This window comes from Bacillus sp. Bvel1 (assembly GCF_014872755.1).
Classification (GTDB): Bacteria; Bacillota; Bacilli; order Bacillales; family Bacillaceae; genus Bacillus; species Bacillus velezensis.
The window spans coordinates 296,919-316,335 of record NZ_JAAOBZ010000007.1 but is presented as its reverse complement, the minus strand read 5'-3'; the positions used below and the strand labels follow the sequence as shown (position 1 = coordinate 316,335).

The following is a 19,417-nucleotide window of genomic DNA, read 5'->3' as shown; positions in this document are numbered from 1 at the left end:
TGATAAAACGTGACACGAGCAGAACGAAAAAGAGAACATATAAATCATGCGCTGTCTACCGGCCAAAACCGGGAAACGGGGCTTGATGATATTACGTTTGTTCATGTCAGCCTACCGAACCTAGCATTGGAAAAAGTGGATATATCAACGAAAATCGGCGGACTCACAAGCAGTTCGCCGATTTTTATCAATGCGATGACAGGCGGCGGCGGACAGCTTACATACGAAATTAACAGATCGCTGGCAAGAGCCGCGCGCAAAGCCGGCATGCCGCTGGCTGTCGGTTCGCAAATGTCGGCTTTAAAAGATCCCTCCGAACGGTATTCTTACGAGATCGTCAGAAAAGAGAATCCGGACGGGCTGATATTTGCCAATTTAGGCAGCGAGGCGGATGCCGAGCAGGCAAAAAGAGCAATTGATATGATTCAAGCGGATGCCCTCCAGATTCATTTAAATGTGATTCAGGAGATCGTCATGCCGGAGGGAGACAGAAGCTTTACCGGCGCTCTCGGCCGTATTGAGCGGATTGCGGCGGAAGCGGGAGTTCCCGTTTTTGTCAAAGAAGTCGGCTTCGGAATGAGCAGGGAGTCGGCACGGCAGTTATTTGATGCCGGTGCGGCAGCAGTTGATGCCGGCGGATACGGCGGTACAAATTTCTCTAAGATTGAAAATATGCGCAGAGAGAAGGCGCTTCAATTTTTTAATACGTGGGGAATTTCCACTGCCGCAAGCTTAGCGGAAATCCACTCGCTCTCCGCTGATCAATCAATTATCGCATCCGGCGGGCTGCAAAGTGCCTTGGATGTCGCCAAATCGATTGCCCTCGGCGCTTCTGGCGCGGGAATGGCCGGCACCTTCCTGAAAGCTCTCACCTCCAAAGGAGAAGAGGGGCTGTTTGACGAGATGACGGCGCTTTTACAAGAGCTGAAAATGATTATGACCGCCCTCGGGTGCCAATCGGTTGCCCAATTGCAAAAGGCGCCTTTGGTCATAAAAGGTGACACACATCACTGGCTTTCGGAACGGGGGATTGACACATCCCGTTTCAGCAGACGTTAAAAGGCATGCGAACCCGCATGCCTTTCTCTGTTTTTTACGATTTTCTTTTTCGGAATTCACCGTTTTGTTCAAGGCTCGTCGCTCCTTTATGGTGAATTGAATCATCGCGATCAGATTCCACCCGGCGGGAGGCTTTCAGTTTTTTCTCCTGTCTGTCTTTTCCCATTTTTATCCGCTCCTTTCAGGCATAATTGGTTTAAAAAATGCGTTCCCGCTCCATACTGGTCAGAGGAGGAGCGATTATGGAACCGTTTTATTATTACTGGTCAATGTGGTTTTTATGGATACTTGCGACTTTTATTTTTGCCAAAACAAAAAGCCGTTTTTACGTATCAGTCTTTATTTTGACTAATATGATGGCAAGCATACATCAGATAACGGCTTATTTTACGCTGAACGCGGCATATGTCATGTTTTTTGCTGCGGCATTTGTTTATGCGGGAAGCCTCGGCATGCATAAACGGCTCCGTCATATTGTGATTCATCTGACGGCGGCTGCGGCGTACGGCTTTATTTTTCTTTTTGCATTATATGACCCTGTTTGGTTTATCATAAAACCTGAATGGGCAGCGGTTATACTGCTTACCGTTATTACGCTTTCTGTTGAGGGGCGGTTCCCTGAGAGGCTTTGTCTTTTTGTTCTCGGCATGTGCCAGGGGGAGTTATTGTATGCTGCGGTCATCCGCAACATTGCGGGGGCAGCAGCCGTCGGTGATTATAAATGGCTATCAGGCTGTTCGGCGGGAGTGATTCTTCTCGTCGGGCTGACTACATATGAACAGCTTGCGGCGCGCATCAGCCAAAAAAGCAAAAAGCAGGGCAAAGGAGCGACAAAAATGTCTTGAAAACAGACGGAGACTGTTACATGAATGCGAAACATTTTGAAGAATACATTGTGATCTCAGTGAAAACTGATATAATAAATGAGTTAAGCCCTTCTGTTTGAAGGGTTCTTTTCATAGCGAAGATGATTATTAATAACCGGTTGAACAATTTTTTGTGAAAATGTAAGCGGCTGGATTGAAAGGAAGGGTACTATGGGTAAACCTGTCGTAGCCATTGTCGGAAGACCGAATGTGGGAAAATCCACAATCTTTAACCGGATTGCGGGTGAAAGAATTTCAATAGTAGAAGATACCCCCGGAGTGACGCGGGACCGGATATACAGTTCGGCGGAATGGCTGAATTATGATTTTAACCTGATTGATACGGGCGGAATTGATATCGGAGACGAGCCGTTTCTGACACAGATCCGCCAGCAGGCTGAAATCGCCATGGACGAGGCTGATGTGATCATCTTTATGGTGAACGGCCGCGAAGGTGTGACGTCTGCGGATGAAGAAGTGGCAAAAATACTGTACCGGACGAAAAAACCGGTCGTATTAGCCGTTAATAAATTAGATAATACCGAAATGAGAGCGAACATCTATGACTTTTATGCGCTCGGCTTTGGAGAACCGTATCCGATTTCGGGGACACACGGTTTAGGATTGGGAGATTTGCTCGATGCTTGTGCCGAGCATTTTAAAAACATTCCGGAGACGAAGTACAGTGATGATGTCGTTCAATTCTGCCTGATCGGCCGCCCGAATGTCGGAAAATCATCCCTTGTCAATGCGATGCTCGGCGAAGAGCGGGTTATCGTGAGCAACGTAGCCGGAACGACTAGAGATGCTGTGGATACGGCGTTCACTTACAATCAGCAGGAATTTGTAATCGTTGACACGGCGGGAATGAGAAAAAAGGGTAAAGTATATGAAACAACAGAAAAATACAGTGTGCTGCGGGCGTTAAAAGCCATTGACCGCTCAGACGTCGTCGGCGTTGTGCTGAATGCAGAAGAAGGCATCCTTGAGCAGGACAAGCGGATCGCCGGATATGCCCATGAAGCCGGGAAAGCCGTCGTCATTATCGTAAACAAATGGGATGCCGTTGATAAGGACGAGCGCACGATGAAAGAATTTGAACAGAATATTCGGGAGCATTTCCAATTTCTCGATTATGCGCCGATGCTGTTTATGTCGGCACTGACGACAAAGCGGATTCATACACTCATGCCTGCGATTATTAAAGCGAGTGAAAATCACTCTCTCCGCGTGCAGACAAATGTCTTAAATGATGTCATCATGGATGCGGTCGCCATGAATCCGACTCCGACGCACAACGGCTCCCGTCTGAAAATTTATTATGCGACTCAAGTCGCTGTTAAGCCGCCGAGCTTCGTTGTTTTTGTCAACGATCCGGAACTGATGCATTTTTCTTATGAACGCTTTTTAGAAAACCGAATCCGGGACGCTTTCGGATTTGAAGGTACGCCAATTAAAATATTTGCAAGAGCAAGAAAATAAAAAGGTGTGATACAGAGATGAAAAAAGTGGCAATGCTTGGAGCGGGAAGCTGGGGCACTGCACTTTCTTTAGTGCTGGCTGATAACGGACATCAAGTCATGATGTGGGGACACCGTGCCGAATTGATCGATCAAATCAACGAACTGCATGAAAACAAAGATTACCTGCCGGGTGTGGAGCTATCAAGTTCTATCATCGGGACAGCCGATTTAAGCGAGGCTTTAAAAGGAGCTGACTTCATCATTGTGGCAGTACCGACAAAAGCCATTCGGGAAGTGCTGAAAAAGGCTCTGCCGTACATCCCGAAACAATCGATTTTTGTTCATGTCAGCAAGGGAATTGAGCCGGATTCGCTTCTCCGCATTTCAGAATTAATGGAGGAGGAGCTGCCTGAGGAGTACAGAAAAGACATCGTCGTGCTTTCAGGGCCGAGCCACGCTGAGGAAGTCGGATTAAGACACCCGACGACTGTTACATCATCTTCAAAAAATATCAAGGCTGCAGAAGCGGTTCAGGATTTATTCATGAACCAGCATTTCCGCGTCTATACAAATCCCGATATGATCGGTGTTGAAATAGGGGGAGCGTTAAAAAATATCATCGCTCTTGCAGCGGGGATTACAGACGGATTGGGATACGGAGATAATGCAAAAGCGGCCTTAATCACCCGAGGTCTTGCTGAAATCGCCAGACTCGGCACAAAGATGGGCGGAAATCCGCTCACCTTTTCCGGCCTGACCGGCGTAGGCGATTTAATCGTGACGTGTACAAGCGTTCATTCCCGAAACTGGCGCGCCGGCAACCTGCTCGGCAAAGGATATAAGCTGGAAGCTGTCCTGGATAAGATGGGGATGGTTGTTGAAGGCGTGCGGACGACGAAAGCTGCGTATCAGCTGTCTCAAAAATATCAGGTGAAAATGCCGATCACAGAAGCGCTTCACCAAGTATTATTTAATGGGCAGAAGGTAGAAACTGCCGTAGAATCCTTAATGGCCAGAGTGAAAACCCATGAGATGGAAGACTTGGTCAACACATTCGAAAACCGGGTGAAGTGACAATAACATGCCGTCAGCATATTCTGAAGTGACGAAAGTACAAAACGCAGAACTCTCCGGCTGAAATCGCTTAAAACATTTGCTGATTTAGGCAGAAGAGGATGCAGACGTACGCATCTACGCATACTATAGCATCGAAGTCCAAGAGAGTGTATCTCAGACGTACAGGTGAATATAGTCAACTTGACTGAAGCAAAGTCCCCCTCTTTGCTTCAGTTTTTTTGTTTTTTCAATAGATGGAAAACCTGTTGATCTTTTCAACATTTGTATATTAAAATGAAATATAACGCTTACAATGATGGGACGGGGGGCACGAACTTGAGTGTGGCATTGATGAAAATGTGGTTTGCGCTTGGTGCTATGGGATTAATGTTTGTTGCGGTCGCCTCTATTTATGTCAGCAGGTACAAAGTGAAAAACAAACTGATAAAAGCAGCGGTTTCTTCACTCGCTTATGCCTGCATGGTCATCTCGGGATTGATCGTGTTAATGGTCGTTTTCAGCGGGCCTGTCAATGAATAAAGCCAAAAGGGGGCGCGGAATGCATAAGTTAAAAATGGCCGTCATAACGGCAATGGCGGTGCTTCTGCTGTCGGGCTGTCTGTACCCTGAAGCAAAAAAAACTGAAAATAAAGTATCTTACAAACATCAGCTTCAGCAGGTGCAAGCGGCAGTGGATGAATTTAAAAAGGCGAACGGCGGACTTCTGCCGATTCAGACAAAAGATATGAAAACACCGCTCTATCAAAAATATCCGATAGATTTTAAGCGGCTCGCGCCCAGATACATCGAGGAGCCGCCGGCCTCAGCTTATGAAAGCGGAGGAATGTACCAATACGTGCTTGTCGATGTGGAAAATAAGCCTACCGTCAAGCTGGTCGATCTCCAAATGGCGGAAGCAATCCGCGACATGAAGCTGCGTGTCAAAATGTATCAGGAAAAGCATACATATCCTCCCTATGAGGACGCTGTTTCAAAAGGCCTGTTCACTTTAAATAAAAAAAAGCTCGGCATGAAAGACTCTCCTTCAGTCAAAAGTCCGGTTTCAGGCACGTCTCTGCCGCTTTTAATCGGCGCTGACGGAGAAATCTATGCCGACTATCGCGTCGATCTCGCCCGCTGCCTGAAGAAAAACAAAAAGAAAATCAAACCGGGCGCGGAAATTCAGGATATTTTATGGAAAGAGACTCCTTTCGTCCCGGCCTTTTCAGTCACTTACACCGTAAATGAAAAACAGGAACCCGTTTTTTTAGAAAGTCAAACGAAACAGGAATGAACCTTTTTCCCGCGCATACAAATAGGGAGAAAGGTTTTTTTGATTTTGATAGAAAAGACTGCCTGAAAATTTTCTAAAGATGTCATATTGAAATAGGACAACGTCATACACATATAGTGTCCTGTATTTGATTGGAGAATGGTGAATGAAAAATGATAAGGATAGGAAGTCCGGGAGGGGATCACTTGGAAAAGGTCGATATTTTCAAGGATATCGCTGAACGAACAGGAGGCGATATATACTTAGGAGTCGTTGGCGCTGTCCGTACAGGGAAATCTACATTCATTAAAAAATTTATGGAGCTTGTGGTGCTCCCGAATATCAGCAATGAGGCCGACCGAGCGCGGGCGCAGGATGAGCTTCCGCAAAGCGCAGCAGGAAAAACGATAATGACCACAGAACCAAAATTTGTCCCGAATCAAGCCATGTCCGTTCATGTCGCGGAAGGACTTGATGTCAACATCCGTCTTGTGGATTGTGTGGGATATACGGTTCCCGGGGCGAAGGGATATGAGGATGAAAACGGTCCGAGAATGATCAATACACCTTGGTATGAAGAACCGATTCCCTTTCATGAGGCTGCGGAAATCGGTACGAGAAAAGTCATCCAGGAACACTCCACAATCGGGGTCGTCATTACGACAGACGGCTCAATCGGCGATATTGCGCGGGGCGATTACGTGGAAGCGGAAGAAAGAGTCATCGACGAGCTGAAGGAAGTCGGCAAACCGTTTATTATGGTCATCAACTCGGTAAAACCGTACCACCCGGAAACAGAAGCGCTCAGAGCTGAATTAAGCGCGAAATATGATATTCCCGTCCTCGCCATGAGTGTTGAAAGCATGCGGGAAACAGATGTGTTAAGCGTCCTCAGAGAAGCGCTTTACGAGTTCCCTGTGCTGGAAGTCAATGTCAACCTTCCGAGCTGGGTCATGGTGCTGAAAGAAAATCATTGGCTCAGAGAGAGCTACCAGGAATCAGTGAAAGAAACCGTAAAAGATATTAAACGCCTGCGCGATGTCGACCGGGTTGTCGGCCACTTCAGTGAATTTGAGTTTATTGAAAGCGCCGGATTGGCCGGAATCGAACTTGGCCAGGGTGTCGCAGAAATTGATTTGTATGCGCCGGATCATTTATATGACCAGATTTTAAAAGAAGTGGTCGGCGTTGAAATCCGCGGGAAAGACCACCTGCTTGAATTAATGCAGGACTTCGCCCACGCGAAAAAAGAATATGATCAGGTATCAGATGCGCTGAAAATGGTGAAACAGACCGGCTACGGCATTGCCGCCCCGGCCTTAACCGATATGAGCCTTGATGAACCGGAAATCATCAGGCAGGGATCAAGGTTCGGAGTAAGGCTGAAAGCGGTCGCTCCGTCCATTCATATGATCAAAGTGGATGTGGAAAGTGAATTCGCACCGATCATCGGGACAGAAAAACAAAGTGAAGAGCTTGTCCGCTACTTAATGCAGGACTTTGAAGATGATCCGCTTTCTATCTGGAATTCCGATATTTTCGGCAGATCATTGAGCTCTATCGTAAGAGAAGGAATCTCCGCAAAACTGTCACTCATGCCGGAAAATGCGAGATACAAACTGAAAGAAACGCTGGAGAGAATTATTAACGAAGGCTCAGGCGGCCTGATCGCCATTATTTTGTAAGCTGAAGGACCTCTTCCTGAAACGGGGGGTCTTTTTTTATTCTTTTTAGATACTGGAAATCAATCAAGGATTAGGAGGAAAAAAGCAAAAAAAGGAATATTTGTTCGGTAAAACACGTGAAAACCTTGACGAGCAAGGGATTGAGGCTTTAAAATGCTTGATATGGCTTTTTATATGTGTTACTCTACATACAGAAAATCTTCACTTTGTTGGACAAACATTCCTCAAAGTGTCTGTTTTCTTATGAAAAGCCGTTTACTTGTCTGTTCTTCCCTGCTTTGATTTTTTATCAGACAGGTTTAGAATCAGGCTGAACTGTGAAGAAATGATAATAAACTGCTGATTTGATACCCTTTTGGGAGGAGGTGAAAGGCATGAACAAGACAGAACTAATCAATGCGGTTGCTGAAGCAAGCGAATTGTCTAAAAAAGACGCTACAAAAGCAGTTGATTCTGTTTTTGATACGATTTTAGATGCACTTAAAAACGGTGATAAAATCCAACTGATCGGTTTCGGTAACTTTGAGGTGCGCGAGCGTTCTGCACGTAAAGGACGTAACCCGCAAACGGGTGAAGAAATCGAAATCCCTGCAAGCAAGGTACCTGCTTTCAAACCAGGTAAAGCTCTTAAAGACGCTGTTGCAGGAAAATAATTGTGAATATAGATCGTGTATGCATCTGATACATACACTTTGTTTCTTCACAGAAAAGCCCCTTGATAAAGGGGCTTTTCATATTTAAGCAGCCCCGGTCACCGGGCAGGACTTTCGTTTTGCTTTTGGCGCGGCAAATGTGCTAGAATCGAAATTAAATGTATTCAATGGTGGAGGACACAGACAATGAAAGAAGTTAATAAAGAACAGATTGAACAGGCGGTTCGCCAGATTTTAGAGGCGATTGGAGAAGATCCGGACCGGGAAGGGCTTTTAGATACGCCGAAACGCGTGGCAAAAATGTACGCGGAAGTATTCTCGGGATTAAATGAAGACCCGAAAGAACACTTTAAAACCGTTTTCGGAGAAGAGCATGAGGAGCTTGTTCTTGTAAAAGATATCGCGTTTCATTCCATGTGTGAACATCACCTTGTTCCTTTTTACGGAAAAGCGCATATTGCCTACATTCCGCGCGGCGGCAAAGTGACGGGCCTGAGTAAATTGGCGCGGGCGGTGGAAGCCGTCTCAAAACGCCCGCAGCTGCAGGAGCGCATTACTTCAACGATTGCAGAAAGCATCGTAGAGACCTTAGATCCCCACGGCGTCATGGTTGTCGTCGAAGCTGAGCATATGTGCATGACGATGAGGGGCGTAAGAAAGCCTGGCGCAAAAACAGTGACTTCCGCTGTAAGAGGTATTTTTAAAGATGACGCAGCGGCGCGTTCCGAAGTGTTAGAACATATTAAACGTGCGGATTAATAATGATAGAGGGTGCAGATATGAATTCAAAGCATTCAAGTGATTTTGTCGTCATTAAAGCGGTCGAGGACGGCGTGAACGTCATCGGTTTAACGAGAGGAACGGATACGAAATTTCACCATTCCGAAAAACTGGACAAAGGCGAAGTGATTATCGCTCAGTTTACTGAGCATACCTCTGCCATCAAAGTGAGAGGCAACGCCCTCATCCAGACCGCTTACGGAGAAATGAACAGCGAAAAAAAATAAGCCGGCTGTTTCCCGCTTTTGCCAATTGCCCGCAAACGGCGGGAGAATACAGCCAATTTCTTTTTTTTATGCTATAATGATACCTGCGTATAATAATGACGAGTAAATCTCATACATATTAGAATAAATGTGAATTTGGGGACAAGGGTGATATTTTTGCAAGACATCTACGGAACTTTAGCGAATCTAAATACGAAATTAAAACAAAAGCTGTCTCATCCTTATTTAGCGAAACATATTTCCGCGCCTAAAATCGATGAGGATAAGCTTCTTCTTTTTCACGCTTTGTTTGAAGAGGCGGACATTAAGAACAACGACAGAGAAAATTACATAGTAACTGCGATGCTTGTCCAAAGCGCCCTTGATACCCACGATGAAGTGACAACAGCCAGAGCGTTAAAGCGAGACGAAAATAAAAACCGGCAGCTCACCGTGCTTGCCGGCGACTATTTCAGCGGACTGTATTATTCGCTTTTATCTGAAATGAAGGATATCTATATGATTCGGACGCTCGCTACGGCAATTAAAGAAATCAATGAGCATAAAATCCGTCTGTACGATCGGTCTGTCAATGACTTGAATCAATTGATCGAAAGCATGGCGATTGTGGAAGCGGCCCTGTTTCACAGAGTGTCAGACCACTTTAATCTTCCGCGCTGGAAAGAGCTGGCGAGTGATTTTTTTGTATATAAGCGGCTGATGAACGGCAATGCTATATTTCTCGATGTCATCGGCAATATTGTAAAGTCAGGGAAATCAAAGGCTGACATAATGGAAGATAGCTTCCGAAAGGCAAAGCAAAGCATTGAAACGCTGCTGCCGCTCAATTCACCAATCCAAAACCTCATGCTGAACCGGCTCAAAGCGATCAGCCAGGACAAAACATATCATCAGAAAGTGGAAGAAGGGTAATCAACATGCAGGAGTCAAAAGAACAGCGCGTACACGGCGTGTTTGAAAAAATCTATAAAAATTATGACCAAATGAACTCTGTTATCAGTTTTCAGCAGCATAAAAAATGGCGCGATAAAACGATGCAGATCATGAATGTAAAAGAAGGCGCAAAAGCGCTTGATGTCTGCTGCGGAACGGCTGACTGGACGATTGCCCTCGCAGAAGCAGCCGGAAAAAGCGGCGAAATCAAAGGACTGGATTTCAGCAAAAATATGCTGAGCATCGGCGAGAAAAAAGTGAAAGAGGGCGGTTACAGCCAAATTGAGCTTTTGCACGGAAATGCGATGGAGCTTCCCTTCGCTGATGATTCTTTTGATTTTGTCACCATCGGCTTCGGGCTGCGGAACGTTCCCGACTATCTGACCGTGCTGAAAGAAATGCGGCGGGTCGTCAAACCGGGCGGGCAGGTCGTATGTCTGGAAACATCCCAGCCGGAAATGTTCGGATTCAGACAGGCATATTTTCTATATTTTAAATACATCATGCCTTTCTTCGGAAAAATGTTTGCGAAGAGCTATAAAGAATATTCTTGGCTTCAAGAATCGGCAAGAGAATTTCCCGGTATGAAAGAGCTTGCGCGTCTGTTTGAAGAAGCGGGCCTGACGAATGTCAAATACCATTCGTTTACCGGCGGAGTGGCCGCTACGCATATCGGTTGGAAATGATGAATATACAGATGTTTGGGTGAATGATATGAAATTTAAAATGGCCTATTCTTTTTTAAATGACGATATTGATGTGATCGAAAGGGAACTTGAGCAAACGGTGCGGTCAGACTATCCCTTGCTGAGTGAAGCCGGGCTCCATCTGCTCCAGGCGGGAGGCAAGCGGATCCGCCCTGTTTTCGTATTGCTTTCCGGCATGTTCGGCGACTATGACATTAATAAAATAAAATATGTTGCGGTGACGCTGGAAATGATTCATATGGCGTCCCTCGTGCATGACGACGTCATTGATGACGCCGAGCTGCGGAGGGGAAAACCGACCATCAAAGCCAAGTGGGACAACCGTATCGCCATGTATACCGGTGATTATATGCTTGCGGGCTCACTTGAGATGATGACGAGATTGGATGAGCCGAAAGCCCACCGGATCCTGTCCAAAACCATCGTAGAAGTATGCCTCGGAGAAATTGAACAGATCAGAGATAAATACAATATGGAACAAAACCTCAGAACCTATTTGCGCCGCATCAAACGGAAAACGGCTCTTCTCATTGCCGTCAGCTGCCAGCTCGGCGCCATCGCTTCGGGAGCTGATGAGAAGATTCACAAAGCATTATATTGGTTCGGCTATTACGTGGGCATGTCCTACCAGATTATTGACGACATTCTTGATTTCACTTCAACGGAAGAGGAACTGGGAAAGCCGGTCGGAGGGGATCTGCTGCAAGGAAATGTCACTCTGCCCGTTTTGTACGCGCTCCGTCAGCCTGAATTGAAAAATCAGCTGAAATTAATTAACAGTGAAACAACACAGGAGCAGCTCGCCCCCATTATTGAAAATATTAAACGCACAGACGCAATTGAAAAATCAATGGCCGTCAGTGACAGGTACTTAAAAAAAGCGTTTGAAAAACTGAATACACTGCCGAGAGGACGGGCGCGCTCATCATTGGCCGCCATCGCCAAATATATCGGCAAACGGAAATTTTAAATTCCTTTTACGAACAAGATGTGAACATTCTCCGCCCTGGATTGATTAATTGTCAGAAAGATGTTACGATTTCGGTGTGCAACTTGAAAGCCTATACATAATGATGGGGTGGAGAATCTTATGGAAAAAACTTTTATCATGGTAAAACCGGACGGCGTACAGCGCCAGCTGATCGGAGAGATTTTATCCAGATTTGAGCGTAAGGGCTTACAATTGGCAGGAGCCAAGCTAATGCAAGTTTCAGAACAGATGGCTGAAAACCATTATGCTGAACATAAAGGGAAGCCGTTTTTCGGCGAGCTTGTGGAATTCATTACATCAGGACCCGTATTTGCAATGGTATGGGAAGGGGAAAATGTAGTAGAGATCACAAGACAGCTGATCGGAAAAACGAACCCGAAAGATGCACTGCCGGGCACGATCCGCGGTGACTACGGCATGTTTGTCGGCAAAAATATCATTCACGGTTCAGACTCCTTAGAAAGCGCCGAGCGGGAAATTGACATTTTCTTCAAACAGGAAGAGCTTGTACCGTATCAAAAATTAATGGCCGACTGGGTGTACTAAGCCGTCAGCCTTTCTTTTTCTCTTGTTATGAAAAGGTTTACATATTTTAAAAAAGACAGAGGCTGCGCTGCCCTGTCTTTTCATTTCTCACAAATCAGCCTGCGGGCTGATTTTTTTATTGAAATCGTACAAATTAGAAAGAAAACAGGCTATACTAGGACAAAAGACAGCGAGATTGGGAGAGAAGCAATGGAGCCTTACGAAATTTTTATCACCAAGTGGAAACAAATAACCGGCGTTGATTTATCTTTATACAAAGAAGCACAGATGAAAAGACGGCTGACGTCCCTTTATGAAAAAAAGGGATTCAAAGATTTTCAGGAATTTGCCGCCGCTTTGGAGAAAGACAAGCTTTTATTAAATGAAACATTGGACAGGATGACGATCAATGTTTCTGAATTTTACCGAAATTATAAACGGTGGGAAGTTCTTGAAACCTCAATTCTTCCGTTAATAAAGCATAACAAACCGTTAAAAATATGGAGTGCGGCCTGTTCAACGGGGGAGGAACCCTATACTTTGGCTATGATTCTCAGTCAGCAGGCGGGTTTGGCCGGATTTGATATATTGGCGACAGATATTGATGAAAAGGCGCTTGGCAAAGCCAAGCGGGGCATCTATCAGGAACGCTCGCTGCAAGAGGTGCCGGCTTCCGTGAAAAGCCGTTATTTCACCAAGCAGGCTGACAACAGTTATCAAGTAAAACAAGAGATTCAAAAAAACATCCGGTTTAAGCGGCACAACCTGCTCGCCGACAGCTATGAACAGGATTTTGATCTGATCGTCTGCCGCAACGTCTTTATTTATTTTACTGAAAAAGCAAAAGAAGAGCTGTATGTAAAAATGGCGGGCAGCCTGAAAAAGAACGGAATTCTGTTTGTCGGAAGCACAGAGCAGATTTTCAGCCCGGAAAAATTCGGCCTTGAGAGCACTGATACATTTTTTTATCAAAAAAGATAGAAGACATTTAATGAAAACTTGTGGTATAGTTTTACTTAAAAGCGTTAATGCGATGAAGGGAGAAGAAAGAAATGAGATACTTAACAGCCGGAGAATCACACGGCCCGCAGCTGACGACAATTATAGAAGGTGTGCCTGCGGGGCTTTATATAACTGAAGAAGACATTAATTTTGAGCTTGCCAGACGTCAAAAAGGGCACGGCCGCGGACGCCGCATGCAGATTGAAACGGACAGAGCGAAGATCACAAGCGGCGTGCGGCATGCCCGGACACTCGGTTCACCCATCGCGCTCGTTGTAGAGAATAAAGATTGGACTCACTGGACAAAAATCATGGGCGCAGCACCGATTACAGAAGAAGAAGAAAGTGAAATGAAACGTCAGATTTCAAGACCGAGACCGGGACACGCAGATTTGAACGGGGCTATTAAGTATAATCACCGCGATATGAGAAATGTGTTAGAACGATCTTCCGCGCGTGAGACAACGGTTCGCGTGGCTGCCGGAGCCGTCGCTAAAAAGATTTTAGCGGAGCTTGGCATTAAAGTCGCCGGACACGTCCTGCAAATCGGCAGCGTAAAAGCAGAGAAAACCGATTACACATCCATTGAGGATCTCAAACGGGTAACGGAAGAATCACCGGTGAGATGCTACGATGAAGAAGCAGGCCGTCAAATGATGGCAGCCATTGATGAAGCGAAGGCAAACGGCGACTCGATCGGCGGAATCGTTGAAGTGATCGTCGAAGGTATGCCTGTCGGTGTCGGAAGTTATGTCCACTATGACCGTAAGCTGGACAGCAAGCTCGCTGCAGCCGTTCTGTCGATTAACGCGTTTAAAGGCGTAGAGTTCGGCATCGGTTTTGAAGCGGCCGGCAAAAACGGCAGTGAAGTTCATGATGAAATCGTATGGGATGAAGAGAAAGGCTATACACGCGCCACAAACAGGCTCGGAGGATTAGAAGGCGGTATGACGACGGGAATGCCGATTGTCGTCCGCGGCGTCATGAAACCGATCCCTACTTTGTATAAGCCGCTGAAAAGCGTCGACATTGAAACGAAAGAACCGTTTACAGCGAGCATTGAACGTTCAGACAGCTGCGCGGTTCCGGCAGCAAGCGTAGTGGCTGAAGCTGCAGTGGCCTGGGAAATCGCAAATGCCGTCGTAGAACAATTCGGGCTTGACCAGATCGACCGCATTAAAGAAAATGTTGAAAACATGAAAAAACTATCGAGGGAATTCTGATGAAAGAGCTTGAGGTTCGGACAGCTTCCTCCGCATATCCCGTGTATATCGGTGAAGGCATAAGGAAACAGGCCGCTGCTCTTTTGTCTTCACTGAACAGGCCGCTGACAAAGATCCTTCTCGTCATCGATGCTGAAGTTGACCGGCTTTACGGCGATGAGATGTTCCGGCTTTTAAACGAAACATGGCCCGTGAAAAAAGTAATCGTTCCAAGCGGAGAAGAAGCGAAGTCTCTAAAAGAGTATGAACGGATTCAAACGGAAGCGATCGCTTTCCATATGGACCGCTCTTCATGTATGATCGCCTTCGGAGGCGGCGTGACGGGTGATTTGGCCGGCTTTTGCGCAGCGACTTTTATGCGCGGAATTGATTTCATCCAAATGCCGACGACACTGCTTGCCCATGACAGCGCGGTCGGCGGCAAGGTGGCCGTCAACCATAAACTCGGAAAGAACTTAATCGGCGCGTTTTATCAGCCGAAAGCGGTGATTTACGATACGGAGCTTCTGAAAACCCTGCCGGAACAAGAGCTGAGATCGGGCATGGCTGAAGTGATCAAACACGCGTTTATCGCCGATCATGCTTTTTTAGAAAAACTTCTCACGTTTGACACGTTGCAAGGACTGACAAGCGCTGAGCTGAATGAAATGATTTATAAAGGAATTTCAATCAAATCGGCCGTCGTGCGTGAGGACGAAAAGGAAGAGGGCATAAGAGCTTTTCTGAATTTCGGCCATACGCTCGGCCATGCCGTTGAGGCGGAATACGGCTACGGCCGGATTACTCATGGAGATGCGGTCGCCCTCGGCATGCAGTTTGCCCTTTACGTGAGTGAACAGGTTGCGGGTTGCAAGATGAACAGGAAAGAACTCACACAATGGCTGATTGGGCTCGGCTACCCGGGAAGTATCAGACAAGATATTGAAACGCCGGTTCTCTCCGCCCGGATGATGAATGATAAAAAAACGCGCGGAGGCATGACACAGTTCATCGTGTTAAAGGAATTAGGCGAAGCGCGGGACTGCATGCTTTCAAAAGATGAGCTCGAAAATTTGCTGAACAAATGGCGAATGGAGGAAACAGCATGATGATACGCGGTATTCGCGGAGCAACAACGGTGGAACAAGACACCGAACAAGAAATTTTAGAAAAAACACAGCAGCTGCTTGAAAAAATCATTGAACAAAATGGATGCAAACCGGAAGACGTTGTACAGATCCTGTTATCCGCCACGCCTGATATCCATTCCGTATTTCCGGCAAAAGCGGTCCGCCGCCTTTCCGGGTGGCAGTACGTCCCGGTGACGTGCATGCAGGAAATGGATGTCACCGGCGCTCTGCAAAAGTGTATCCGTGTCCTGATGACGGTTCAGACGGATACGCCTCAGGATGAAATCAAGCATGTCTATCTAGAAAAAGCCGTTGTGTTAAGGCCGGATTTATCATTGACAAAAAATACTGACATGTAATACGATAAACAAAGCTTAGAAATACACAAGAGTGTGTATAGAGCTGGTAAGTAAGATATTGAACAGTTGAGTTTAGAATAGGGTAGCAGAGAATGAGTTTAGCTGAGCTGAGATAAACACGTTTTTATTCTGCCCAAAAGAAGCCTTTCTTTTGGGTTTATTTCTTATACGCAAGACTCCTCTCACTCTTCATCTCATTCTCCTTACCGTAAGGAGGAGAATCATGAATTTACAATCGGATGTTTCTTTATTTTTAAAGGACAGTCTGACACACCGCACCATTCCAATCGCAGAGACTTTTACGGTCGACACGATCACACCCATTCAGATGGTTGAAAAACTGGACAGAAACATTACGTATCTTTTAGAAAGCAAGGATGAGTCGTCAAGCTGGTCGAGATACTCTTTTATCGGCCTCGATCCTTTTATCACGATTAAAGAGAGTCATCACACATTCACTGCCGCTGATCCAAACGGGCATACGCTGTTTGAAGCCGGAGAATTAAAAGCCGTGCTTGATTGGATGAATGAAAGCTTCCGCATTAAAACACCCGAGCTTGATATCCCGTTTTCGGGAGGGGCCGTCGGTTATCTGAGCTATGACATGATCCCTTTGATTGAGCCTTCCGTGCCGAGCCACGCGAAAGAAACAGATTTCGAAAAATGCATGCTGTTTGTCTGCCGGAAAATCATCGCGTACGACCACGAAACGAAACAAGTGCATTTCATTCAATATGCGGCGCTTAACGGCCGGGAGACGGAGGAAGAAAAGCGGGCCGTTTTTAAAGAAAATTGCGCGGAGCTTCGTAAGCTTATCGGTATTTTGACAGAACCGAAAGATATGAAAGAGCCGTTTTTTTCTAAAGAAACATTTGAAACGCCAAGTTTTGCCGATGTGACATCCAATTATACGAAAGAAGAGTTTATGGCCGGCGTCGATAAACTGAAAGAATATATAAAAGCCGGAGACATTTTTCAAGGGGTGCTTTCGCAAAAGTTTGACATTCCGGTATCCAGACATTCATTTGAGCTGTACAGGGTGCTCCGCATCGTCAATCCTTCACCTTATATGTACTATATCAAACTGCCTGACAGAGACATTGTCGGAAGTTCGCCTGAACGTCTGATCCGCGTGGATGACAGACACCTGGAAATTCATCCGATTGCCGGAACGAGAAGAAGGGGCGCCGGAAAAGAAGAGGACGATCGCCTCAAAAAAGAGCTGATGAATGACGAAAAAGAGAAAGCTGAACATTATATGCTCGTCGATCTTGCGCGCAATGACATCGGCAGAGTTGCGGAGTACGGTTCCGTAGCCGTTCCGGAATTCACAAAGGTCGTTTCTTTTTCACATGTGATGCACATCATCTCTGTTGTAACCGGCCGTTTAAAACAGGGCGTCCATCCGGTTGATGCGCTGATGTCGGCATTCCCGGCAGGAACACTCTCGGGCGCTCCGAAAATCCGCGCGATGCAGCTTTTAAATGAATTAGAACCGACTTCCAGAGAAACCTACGGCGGATGTATCGCTTATATCGGATTTGACGGGTCAATTGATTCGTGTATCACCATCCGCACCATGAGTGTCAAAAACGGTACGGCGTCGGTGCAGGCGGGCGCGGGAATAGTCGCTGATTCCGTCCCGGAAGCCGAATATGAAGAGAGCTGTAACAAAGCGGGGGCGCTTTTAAAAACGATTCAAATCGCAGAAGACATCTTTTCTGGCGGGGAGGAGAAGACGGATGAACAAATTTCTGCAATCGTGCGTTAATGGCCGCACGCTGAAAACCGGAGAAGCCGAAAAGCTGATGGAGATGATGATGAACGGGGCCATGTCGCAGTCTGAGATCGGGGGGATTTTATCGGTATTAGCCCACCGGGGTGAAACGGCGGAGGAGCTTGCCGGATTTGTAAAAGTGATGCGGGCGCGGGCACAGACATCAGGTGGCTTGGCGGATGTCGTTGATACGTGCGGAACAGGCGGAGACGGGATTTCTACGTTTAACATATCCACGGCAGCGGCGATTACAGCTTCTGCCGCCGGAGCTAAAGTTGCCAAGCACGGAAATCGCTCCGTTTCGTCTAAAAGCGGCAGCGCGGATGTGCTGGAAAAGCTGGGGGTTTCCATTCAAGCCACTCCAGAAAGCGTCAAACGCAGCATTGAAATGAAACAAATGGGGTTTTTGTTTGCGCCGCTGTTTCATTCGTCAATGAAGCACGTCGCCGCCGCAAGAAAAGAGCTTGGCTTCCGAACCGTATTTAATCTGCTGGGCCCGCTCAGCAACCCGCTGCAGGTGAAGCGGCAGGTGATCGGCGTCTATTCATTTGATAAAGCGCGCCTGATGGCAAGCGCTTTGGAACAATTTGATGTCAGACACGTCATGCTTGTGTCGGCGCGTGACGGATTAGATGAACTGTCCATCACAGCACCGACCGATATCATTGAGCTGAAAAACGGTGAACGTCTGGAATATTCCGTTTCACCTGAACAATTCGGTTTTGCAGAAGGTTCATTGAAGGATATTCAAGTGAGTTCATCGGAAGAAAGCGCGCTTCTCATTCAGAATATTTTTGCAAATAGAGCTCCGTCATCCGCTCTGCATATTACCGCCTTAAATGCGGGTGCGGCCATTTATACGGCAGGTCTTGCAAACGATCTGAAAGAAGGAACGAAAACAGCCTTAGAAGCGATTCAAAACGGAGATGCCAAAAGGCAGCTCGAACGTCTGAAACAGAAAGAGGAAGAAATGTATGCTTGATCAAATCATTCTGCAGAAAAAAGAAGAAATCAAATCCATCGTGCTGCCGGAAACCTGTCAAATTGAACGGAGATCCTTTAAAGAAGCGCTCCTGAACCCGAACCGTTTTATCGGGCTGATTGCCGAAGTGAAAAAAGCTTCGCCGTCTAAAGGATTGATTAAAGAGCATTTTGTTCCGGAAACGATTGCGGCGGATTATGAAGCGGCTAAAGCCGACGCCCTTTCGGTTCTCACGGATACCCGTTTTTTTCAGGGGAGAAATCAATTTCTGACAGATGTTAAACAAACCGTGTCTCTTCCCGTGCTGAGAAAAGATTTTATTATTGATTCCCTTCAGGTGGAGGAATCGTTCAGGATCGGCGCCGATGCCATTTTGCTGATCGGGGAAGCGCTGGAACCTTCAAAGCTTCATGAGCTTTATCTGGAAGCCCGCGGGAAGGGCATGGACGTTCTCGTTGAAGTCCATGATGAAACTGTGCTTGAACGGATTTTACAAGTGTTTCAGCCGGACATTCTCGGCATAAACAACCGGGACTTAAAAACGTTCCGTACTTCTGTTTCGCAAACGGAAAAAATAGCGCAGCTTGTGCCGGACGGCTGCCTGCTGGTCAGCGAAAGCGGCATCGGTTCTTTGGCTGACCTGCAATTCGTCAACAAGCACGGGGCGCAGGCTGTATTGGTCGGAGAATCCTTAATGAGAGAGGATTCGCAGCAAAAGGCGATCCGCGGACTGTTCGGAGAGTGACG

Annotated in this window: 22 protein-coding genes; 21 read left to right on the top strand and 1 reads right to left on the bottom strand. The window is 46.5% G+C overall.

Annotation, left to right across the window (positions count from 1 at the left end; all coding sequences use genetic code 11):
• The first annotated feature begins 9 nt into the window (after window positions 1-9).
• Entirely contained in the window at window positions 10-1,059 is a 1,050-nt protein-coding gene (fni, locus tag HAP68_RS10895; RefSeq protein WP_015388064.1) for a type 2 isopentenyl-diphosphate Delta-isomerase, read from the top strand.
• Window positions 1,060-1,093: 34 nt separating this feature from the next.
• Here fni and HAP68_RS10890 read toward each other — a convergent pair whose 3' ends face one another.
• A complete protein-coding gene (locus HAP68_RS10890; RefSeq protein ID WP_003153429.1) occupies window positions 1,094-1,225 on the bottom strand; it encodes a YpzI family protein in 132 nt (43 codons plus the stop codon).
• Between the two features lie 76 nt (window positions 1,226-1,301).
• On the opposite strand from HAP68_RS10890, the gene HAP68_RS10885 reads away from it, so the two are divergent.
• The 20 genes from HAP68_RS10885 (at window position 1,302) to trpC (ending at window position 19,415) form a co-directional block, all read left to right on the top strand.
• A complete protein-coding gene (locus tag HAP68_RS10885) occupies window positions 1,302-1,904 on the top strand; it encodes a YphA family membrane protein (protein ID WP_003153431.1) in 603 nt (200 codons plus the stop codon).
• 192 nt (window positions 1,905-2,096) lie between these two features.
• Window positions 2,097-3,407, top strand: coding sequence for a ribosome biogenesis GTPase Der (der, locus tag HAP68_RS10880; protein ID WP_024085536.1), 1,311 nt, complete (start codon window positions 2,097-2,099; stop codon window positions 3,405-3,407).
• A 17-nt stretch (window positions 3,408-3,424) separates the two neighbouring features.
• Entirely contained in the window at window positions 3,425-4,462 is a 1,038-nt protein-coding gene (locus tag HAP68_RS10875) for an NAD(P)H-dependent glycerol-3-phosphate dehydrogenase (RefSeq protein ID WP_003153434.1), read from the top strand.
• 318 nt (window positions 4,463-4,780) lie between these two features.
• Window positions 4,781-4,984 (top strand): DUF2768 domain-containing protein, encoded by a 204-nt coding sequence (locus HAP68_RS10870; RefSeq protein ID WP_003153435.1) that lies wholly within the window; start codon window positions 4,781-4,783, stop codon window positions 4,982-4,984.
• 19 nt (window positions 4,985-5,003) lie between these two features.
• Window positions 5,004-5,738 carry a hypothetical protein gene (locus tag HAP68_RS10865; protein WP_015388066.1) on the top strand — a complete coding sequence of 245 codons (735 nt, stop codon included), beginning with the start codon at window positions 5,004-5,006 and terminating at the stop codon, window positions 5,736-5,738.
• A 185-nt stretch (window positions 5,739-5,923) separates the two neighbouring features.
• Entirely contained in the window at window positions 5,924-7,402 is a 1,479-nt protein-coding gene (gene spoIVA / locus HAP68_RS10860) for a stage IV sporulation protein A (RefSeq protein WP_003153438.1), read from the top strand.
• A 374-nt stretch (window positions 7,403-7,776) separates the two neighbouring features.
• Window positions 7,777-8,055 carry a non-specific DNA-binding protein Hbs gene (gene hbs, locus HAP68_RS10855; RefSeq protein ID WP_003153447.1) on the top strand — a complete coding sequence of 93 codons (279 nt, stop codon included), beginning with the start codon at window positions 7,777-7,779 and terminating at the stop codon, window positions 8,053-8,055.
• Between the two features lie 186 nt (window positions 8,056-8,241).
• Window positions 8,242-8,814, top strand: a complete 573-nt coding sequence (folE, locus tag HAP68_RS10850) for a GTP cyclohydrolase I FolE (RefSeq protein WP_014305313.1) — start codon at window positions 8,242-8,244, stop codon at window positions 8,812-8,814.
• A 20-nt stretch (window positions 8,815-8,834) separates the two neighbouring features.
• The gene (gene mtrB / locus HAP68_RS10845; RefSeq protein ID WP_003153449.1) at window positions 8,835-9,062 is read left to right on the top strand and encodes a trp RNA-binding attenuation protein MtrB; all 228 of its coding nucleotides are present in this window, start codon (window positions 8,835-8,837) and stop codon (window positions 9,060-9,062) included.
• Between the two features lie 156 nt (window positions 9,063-9,218).
• Window positions 9,219-9,974: a heptaprenyl diphosphate synthase component 1 gene (hepS, locus tag HAP68_RS10840; protein ID WP_007409455.1), complete on the top strand. Its 756-nt coding sequence runs from the start codon at window positions 9,219-9,221 to the stop codon at window positions 9,972-9,974.
• Window positions 9,975-9,979: 5 nt separating this feature from the next.
• Complete coding sequence (menG, locus tag HAP68_RS10835; RefSeq protein ID WP_003153453.1) at window positions 9,980-10,681, top strand: demethylmenaquinone methyltransferase; 702 nt, start codon at window positions 9,980-9,982, stop codon at window positions 10,679-10,681.
• 28 nt (window positions 10,682-10,709) lie between these two features.
• Window positions 10,710-11,672: a heptaprenyl diphosphate synthase component II gene (gene hepT / locus HAP68_RS10830; RefSeq protein ID WP_003153454.1), complete on the top strand. Its 963-nt coding sequence runs from the start codon at window positions 10,710-10,712 to the stop codon at window positions 11,670-11,672.
• A 120-nt stretch (window positions 11,673-11,792) separates the two neighbouring features.
• Complete coding sequence (gene ndk / locus HAP68_RS10825; protein ID WP_003153455.1) at window positions 11,793-12,239, top strand: nucleoside-diphosphate kinase; 447 nt, start codon at window positions 11,793-11,795, stop codon at window positions 12,237-12,239.
• A gap of 189 nt (window positions 12,240-12,428) precedes the next feature.
• Window positions 12,429-13,199, top strand: coding sequence for a protein-glutamate O-methyltransferase (locus HAP68_RS10820; protein ID WP_015388067.1), 771 nt, complete (start codon window positions 12,429-12,431; stop codon window positions 13,197-13,199).
• A 71-nt stretch (window positions 13,200-13,270) separates the two neighbouring features.
• A complete protein-coding gene (aroC, locus tag HAP68_RS10815) occupies window positions 13,271-14,443 on the top strand; it encodes a chorismate synthase (protein ID WP_003153459.1) in 1,173 nt (390 codons plus the stop codon).
• Window positions 14,443-15,531, top strand: a complete 1,089-nt coding sequence (aroB, locus tag HAP68_RS10810) for a 3-dehydroquinate synthase (protein WP_014305310.1) — start codon at window positions 14,443-14,445, stop codon at window positions 15,529-15,531. The genes aroC and aroB overlap by 1 nt, the downstream gene beginning before the upstream one ends.
• Window positions 15,528-15,911 carry a chorismate mutase gene (gene aroH / locus HAP68_RS10805; protein ID WP_003153463.1) on the top strand — a complete coding sequence of 128 codons (384 nt, stop codon included), beginning with the start codon at window positions 15,528-15,530 and terminating at the stop codon, window positions 15,909-15,911. The genes aroB and aroH overlap by 4 nt, the downstream gene beginning before the upstream one ends.
• Before the next feature lie 223 nt (window positions 15,912-16,134).
• On the top strand, window positions 16,135-17,682 hold the full coding sequence (gene trpE / locus HAP68_RS10800) for an anthranilate synthase component I (protein WP_014305309.1): 1,548 nt from the start codon (window positions 16,135-16,137) through the stop codon (window positions 17,680-17,682).
• Window positions 17,654-18,670 (top strand): anthranilate phosphoribosyltransferase, encoded by a 1,017-nt coding sequence (gene trpD / locus HAP68_RS10795; protein WP_024085535.1) that lies wholly within the window; start codon window positions 17,654-17,656, stop codon window positions 18,668-18,670. The genes trpE and trpD overlap by 29 nt, the downstream gene beginning before the upstream one ends.
• Window positions 18,663-19,415 carry an indole-3-glycerol phosphate synthase TrpC gene (gene trpC / locus HAP68_RS10790; RefSeq protein ID WP_003153467.1) on the top strand — a complete coding sequence of 251 codons (753 nt, stop codon included), beginning with the start codon at window positions 18,663-18,665 and terminating at the stop codon, window positions 19,413-19,415. The genes trpD and trpC overlap by 8 nt, the downstream gene beginning before the upstream one ends.
• The last annotated feature ends 2 nt before the right edge of the window (window positions 19,416-19,417 follow it).

What these genes read in the sequence shown, in the direction of transcription:
- HAP68_RS10890 (WP_003153429.1), bottom strand. Translation starts at nt 1,225, where the DNA reads ATGGGAAAAGACAGACAGGAGAAAAAACTGAAAGCCTCCCGCCGGGTG.
- HAP68_RS10885 (WP_003153431.1), top strand. Translation starts at nt 1,302, where the DNA reads ATGGAACCGTTTTATTATTACTGGTCAATGTGGTTTTTATGGATACTT.
- der (WP_024085536.1), top strand. Translation starts at nt 2,097, where the DNA reads ATGGGTAAACCTGTCGTAGCCATTGTCGGAAGACCGAATGTGGGAAAA.
- HAP68_RS10875 (WP_003153434.1), top strand. Translation starts at nt 3,425, where the DNA reads ATGAAAAAAGTGGCAATGCTTGGAGCGGGAAGCTGGGGCACTGCACTT.
- HAP68_RS10865 (WP_015388066.1), top strand. Translation starts at nt 5,004, where the DNA reads ATGCATAAGTTAAAAATGGCCGTCATAACGGCAATGGCGGTGCTTCTG.
- hbs (WP_003153447.1), top strand. Translation starts at nt 7,777, where the DNA reads ATGAACAAGACAGAACTAATCAATGCGGTTGCTGAAGCAAGCGAATTG.
- folE (WP_014305313.1), top strand. Translation starts at nt 8,242, where the DNA reads ATGAAAGAAGTTAATAAAGAACAGATTGAACAGGCGGTTCGCCAGATT.
- mtrB (WP_003153449.1), top strand. Translation starts at nt 8,835, where the DNA reads ATGAATTCAAAGCATTCAAGTGATTTTGTCGTCATTAAAGCGGTCGAG.
- menG (WP_003153453.1), top strand. Translation starts at nt 9,980, where the DNA reads ATGCAGGAGTCAAAAGAACAGCGCGTACACGGCGTGTTTGAAAAAATC.
- hepT (WP_003153454.1), top strand. Translation starts at nt 10,710, where the DNA reads ATGAAATTTAAAATGGCCTATTCTTTTTTAAATGACGATATTGATGTG.
- ndk (WP_003153455.1), top strand. Translation starts at nt 11,793, where the DNA reads ATGGAAAAAACTTTTATCATGGTAAAACCGGACGGCGTACAGCGCCAG.
- HAP68_RS10820 (WP_015388067.1), top strand. Translation starts at nt 12,429, where the DNA reads ATGGAGCCTTACGAAATTTTTATCACCAAGTGGAAACAAATAACCGGC.
- aroC (WP_003153459.1), top strand. Translation starts at nt 13,271, where the DNA reads ATGAGATACTTAACAGCCGGAGAATCACACGGCCCGCAGCTGACGACA.
- aroB (WP_014305310.1), top strand. Translation starts at nt 14,443, where the DNA reads ATGAAAGAGCTTGAGGTTCGGACAGCTTCCTCCGCATATCCCGTGTAT.
- aroH (WP_003153463.1), top strand. Translation starts at nt 15,528, where the DNA reads ATGATGATACGCGGTATTCGCGGAGCAACAACGGTGGAACAAGACACC.
- trpE (WP_014305309.1), top strand. Translation starts at nt 16,135, where the DNA reads ATGAATTTACAATCGGATGTTTCTTTATTTTTAAAGGACAGTCTGACA.
- trpD (WP_024085535.1), top strand. Translation starts at nt 17,654, where the DNA reads ATGAACAAATTTCTGCAATCGTGCGTTAATGGCCGCACGCTGAAAACC.
- trpC (WP_003153467.1), top strand. Translation starts at nt 18,663, where the DNA reads ATGCTTGATCAAATCATTCTGCAGAAAAAAGAAGAAATCAAATCCATC.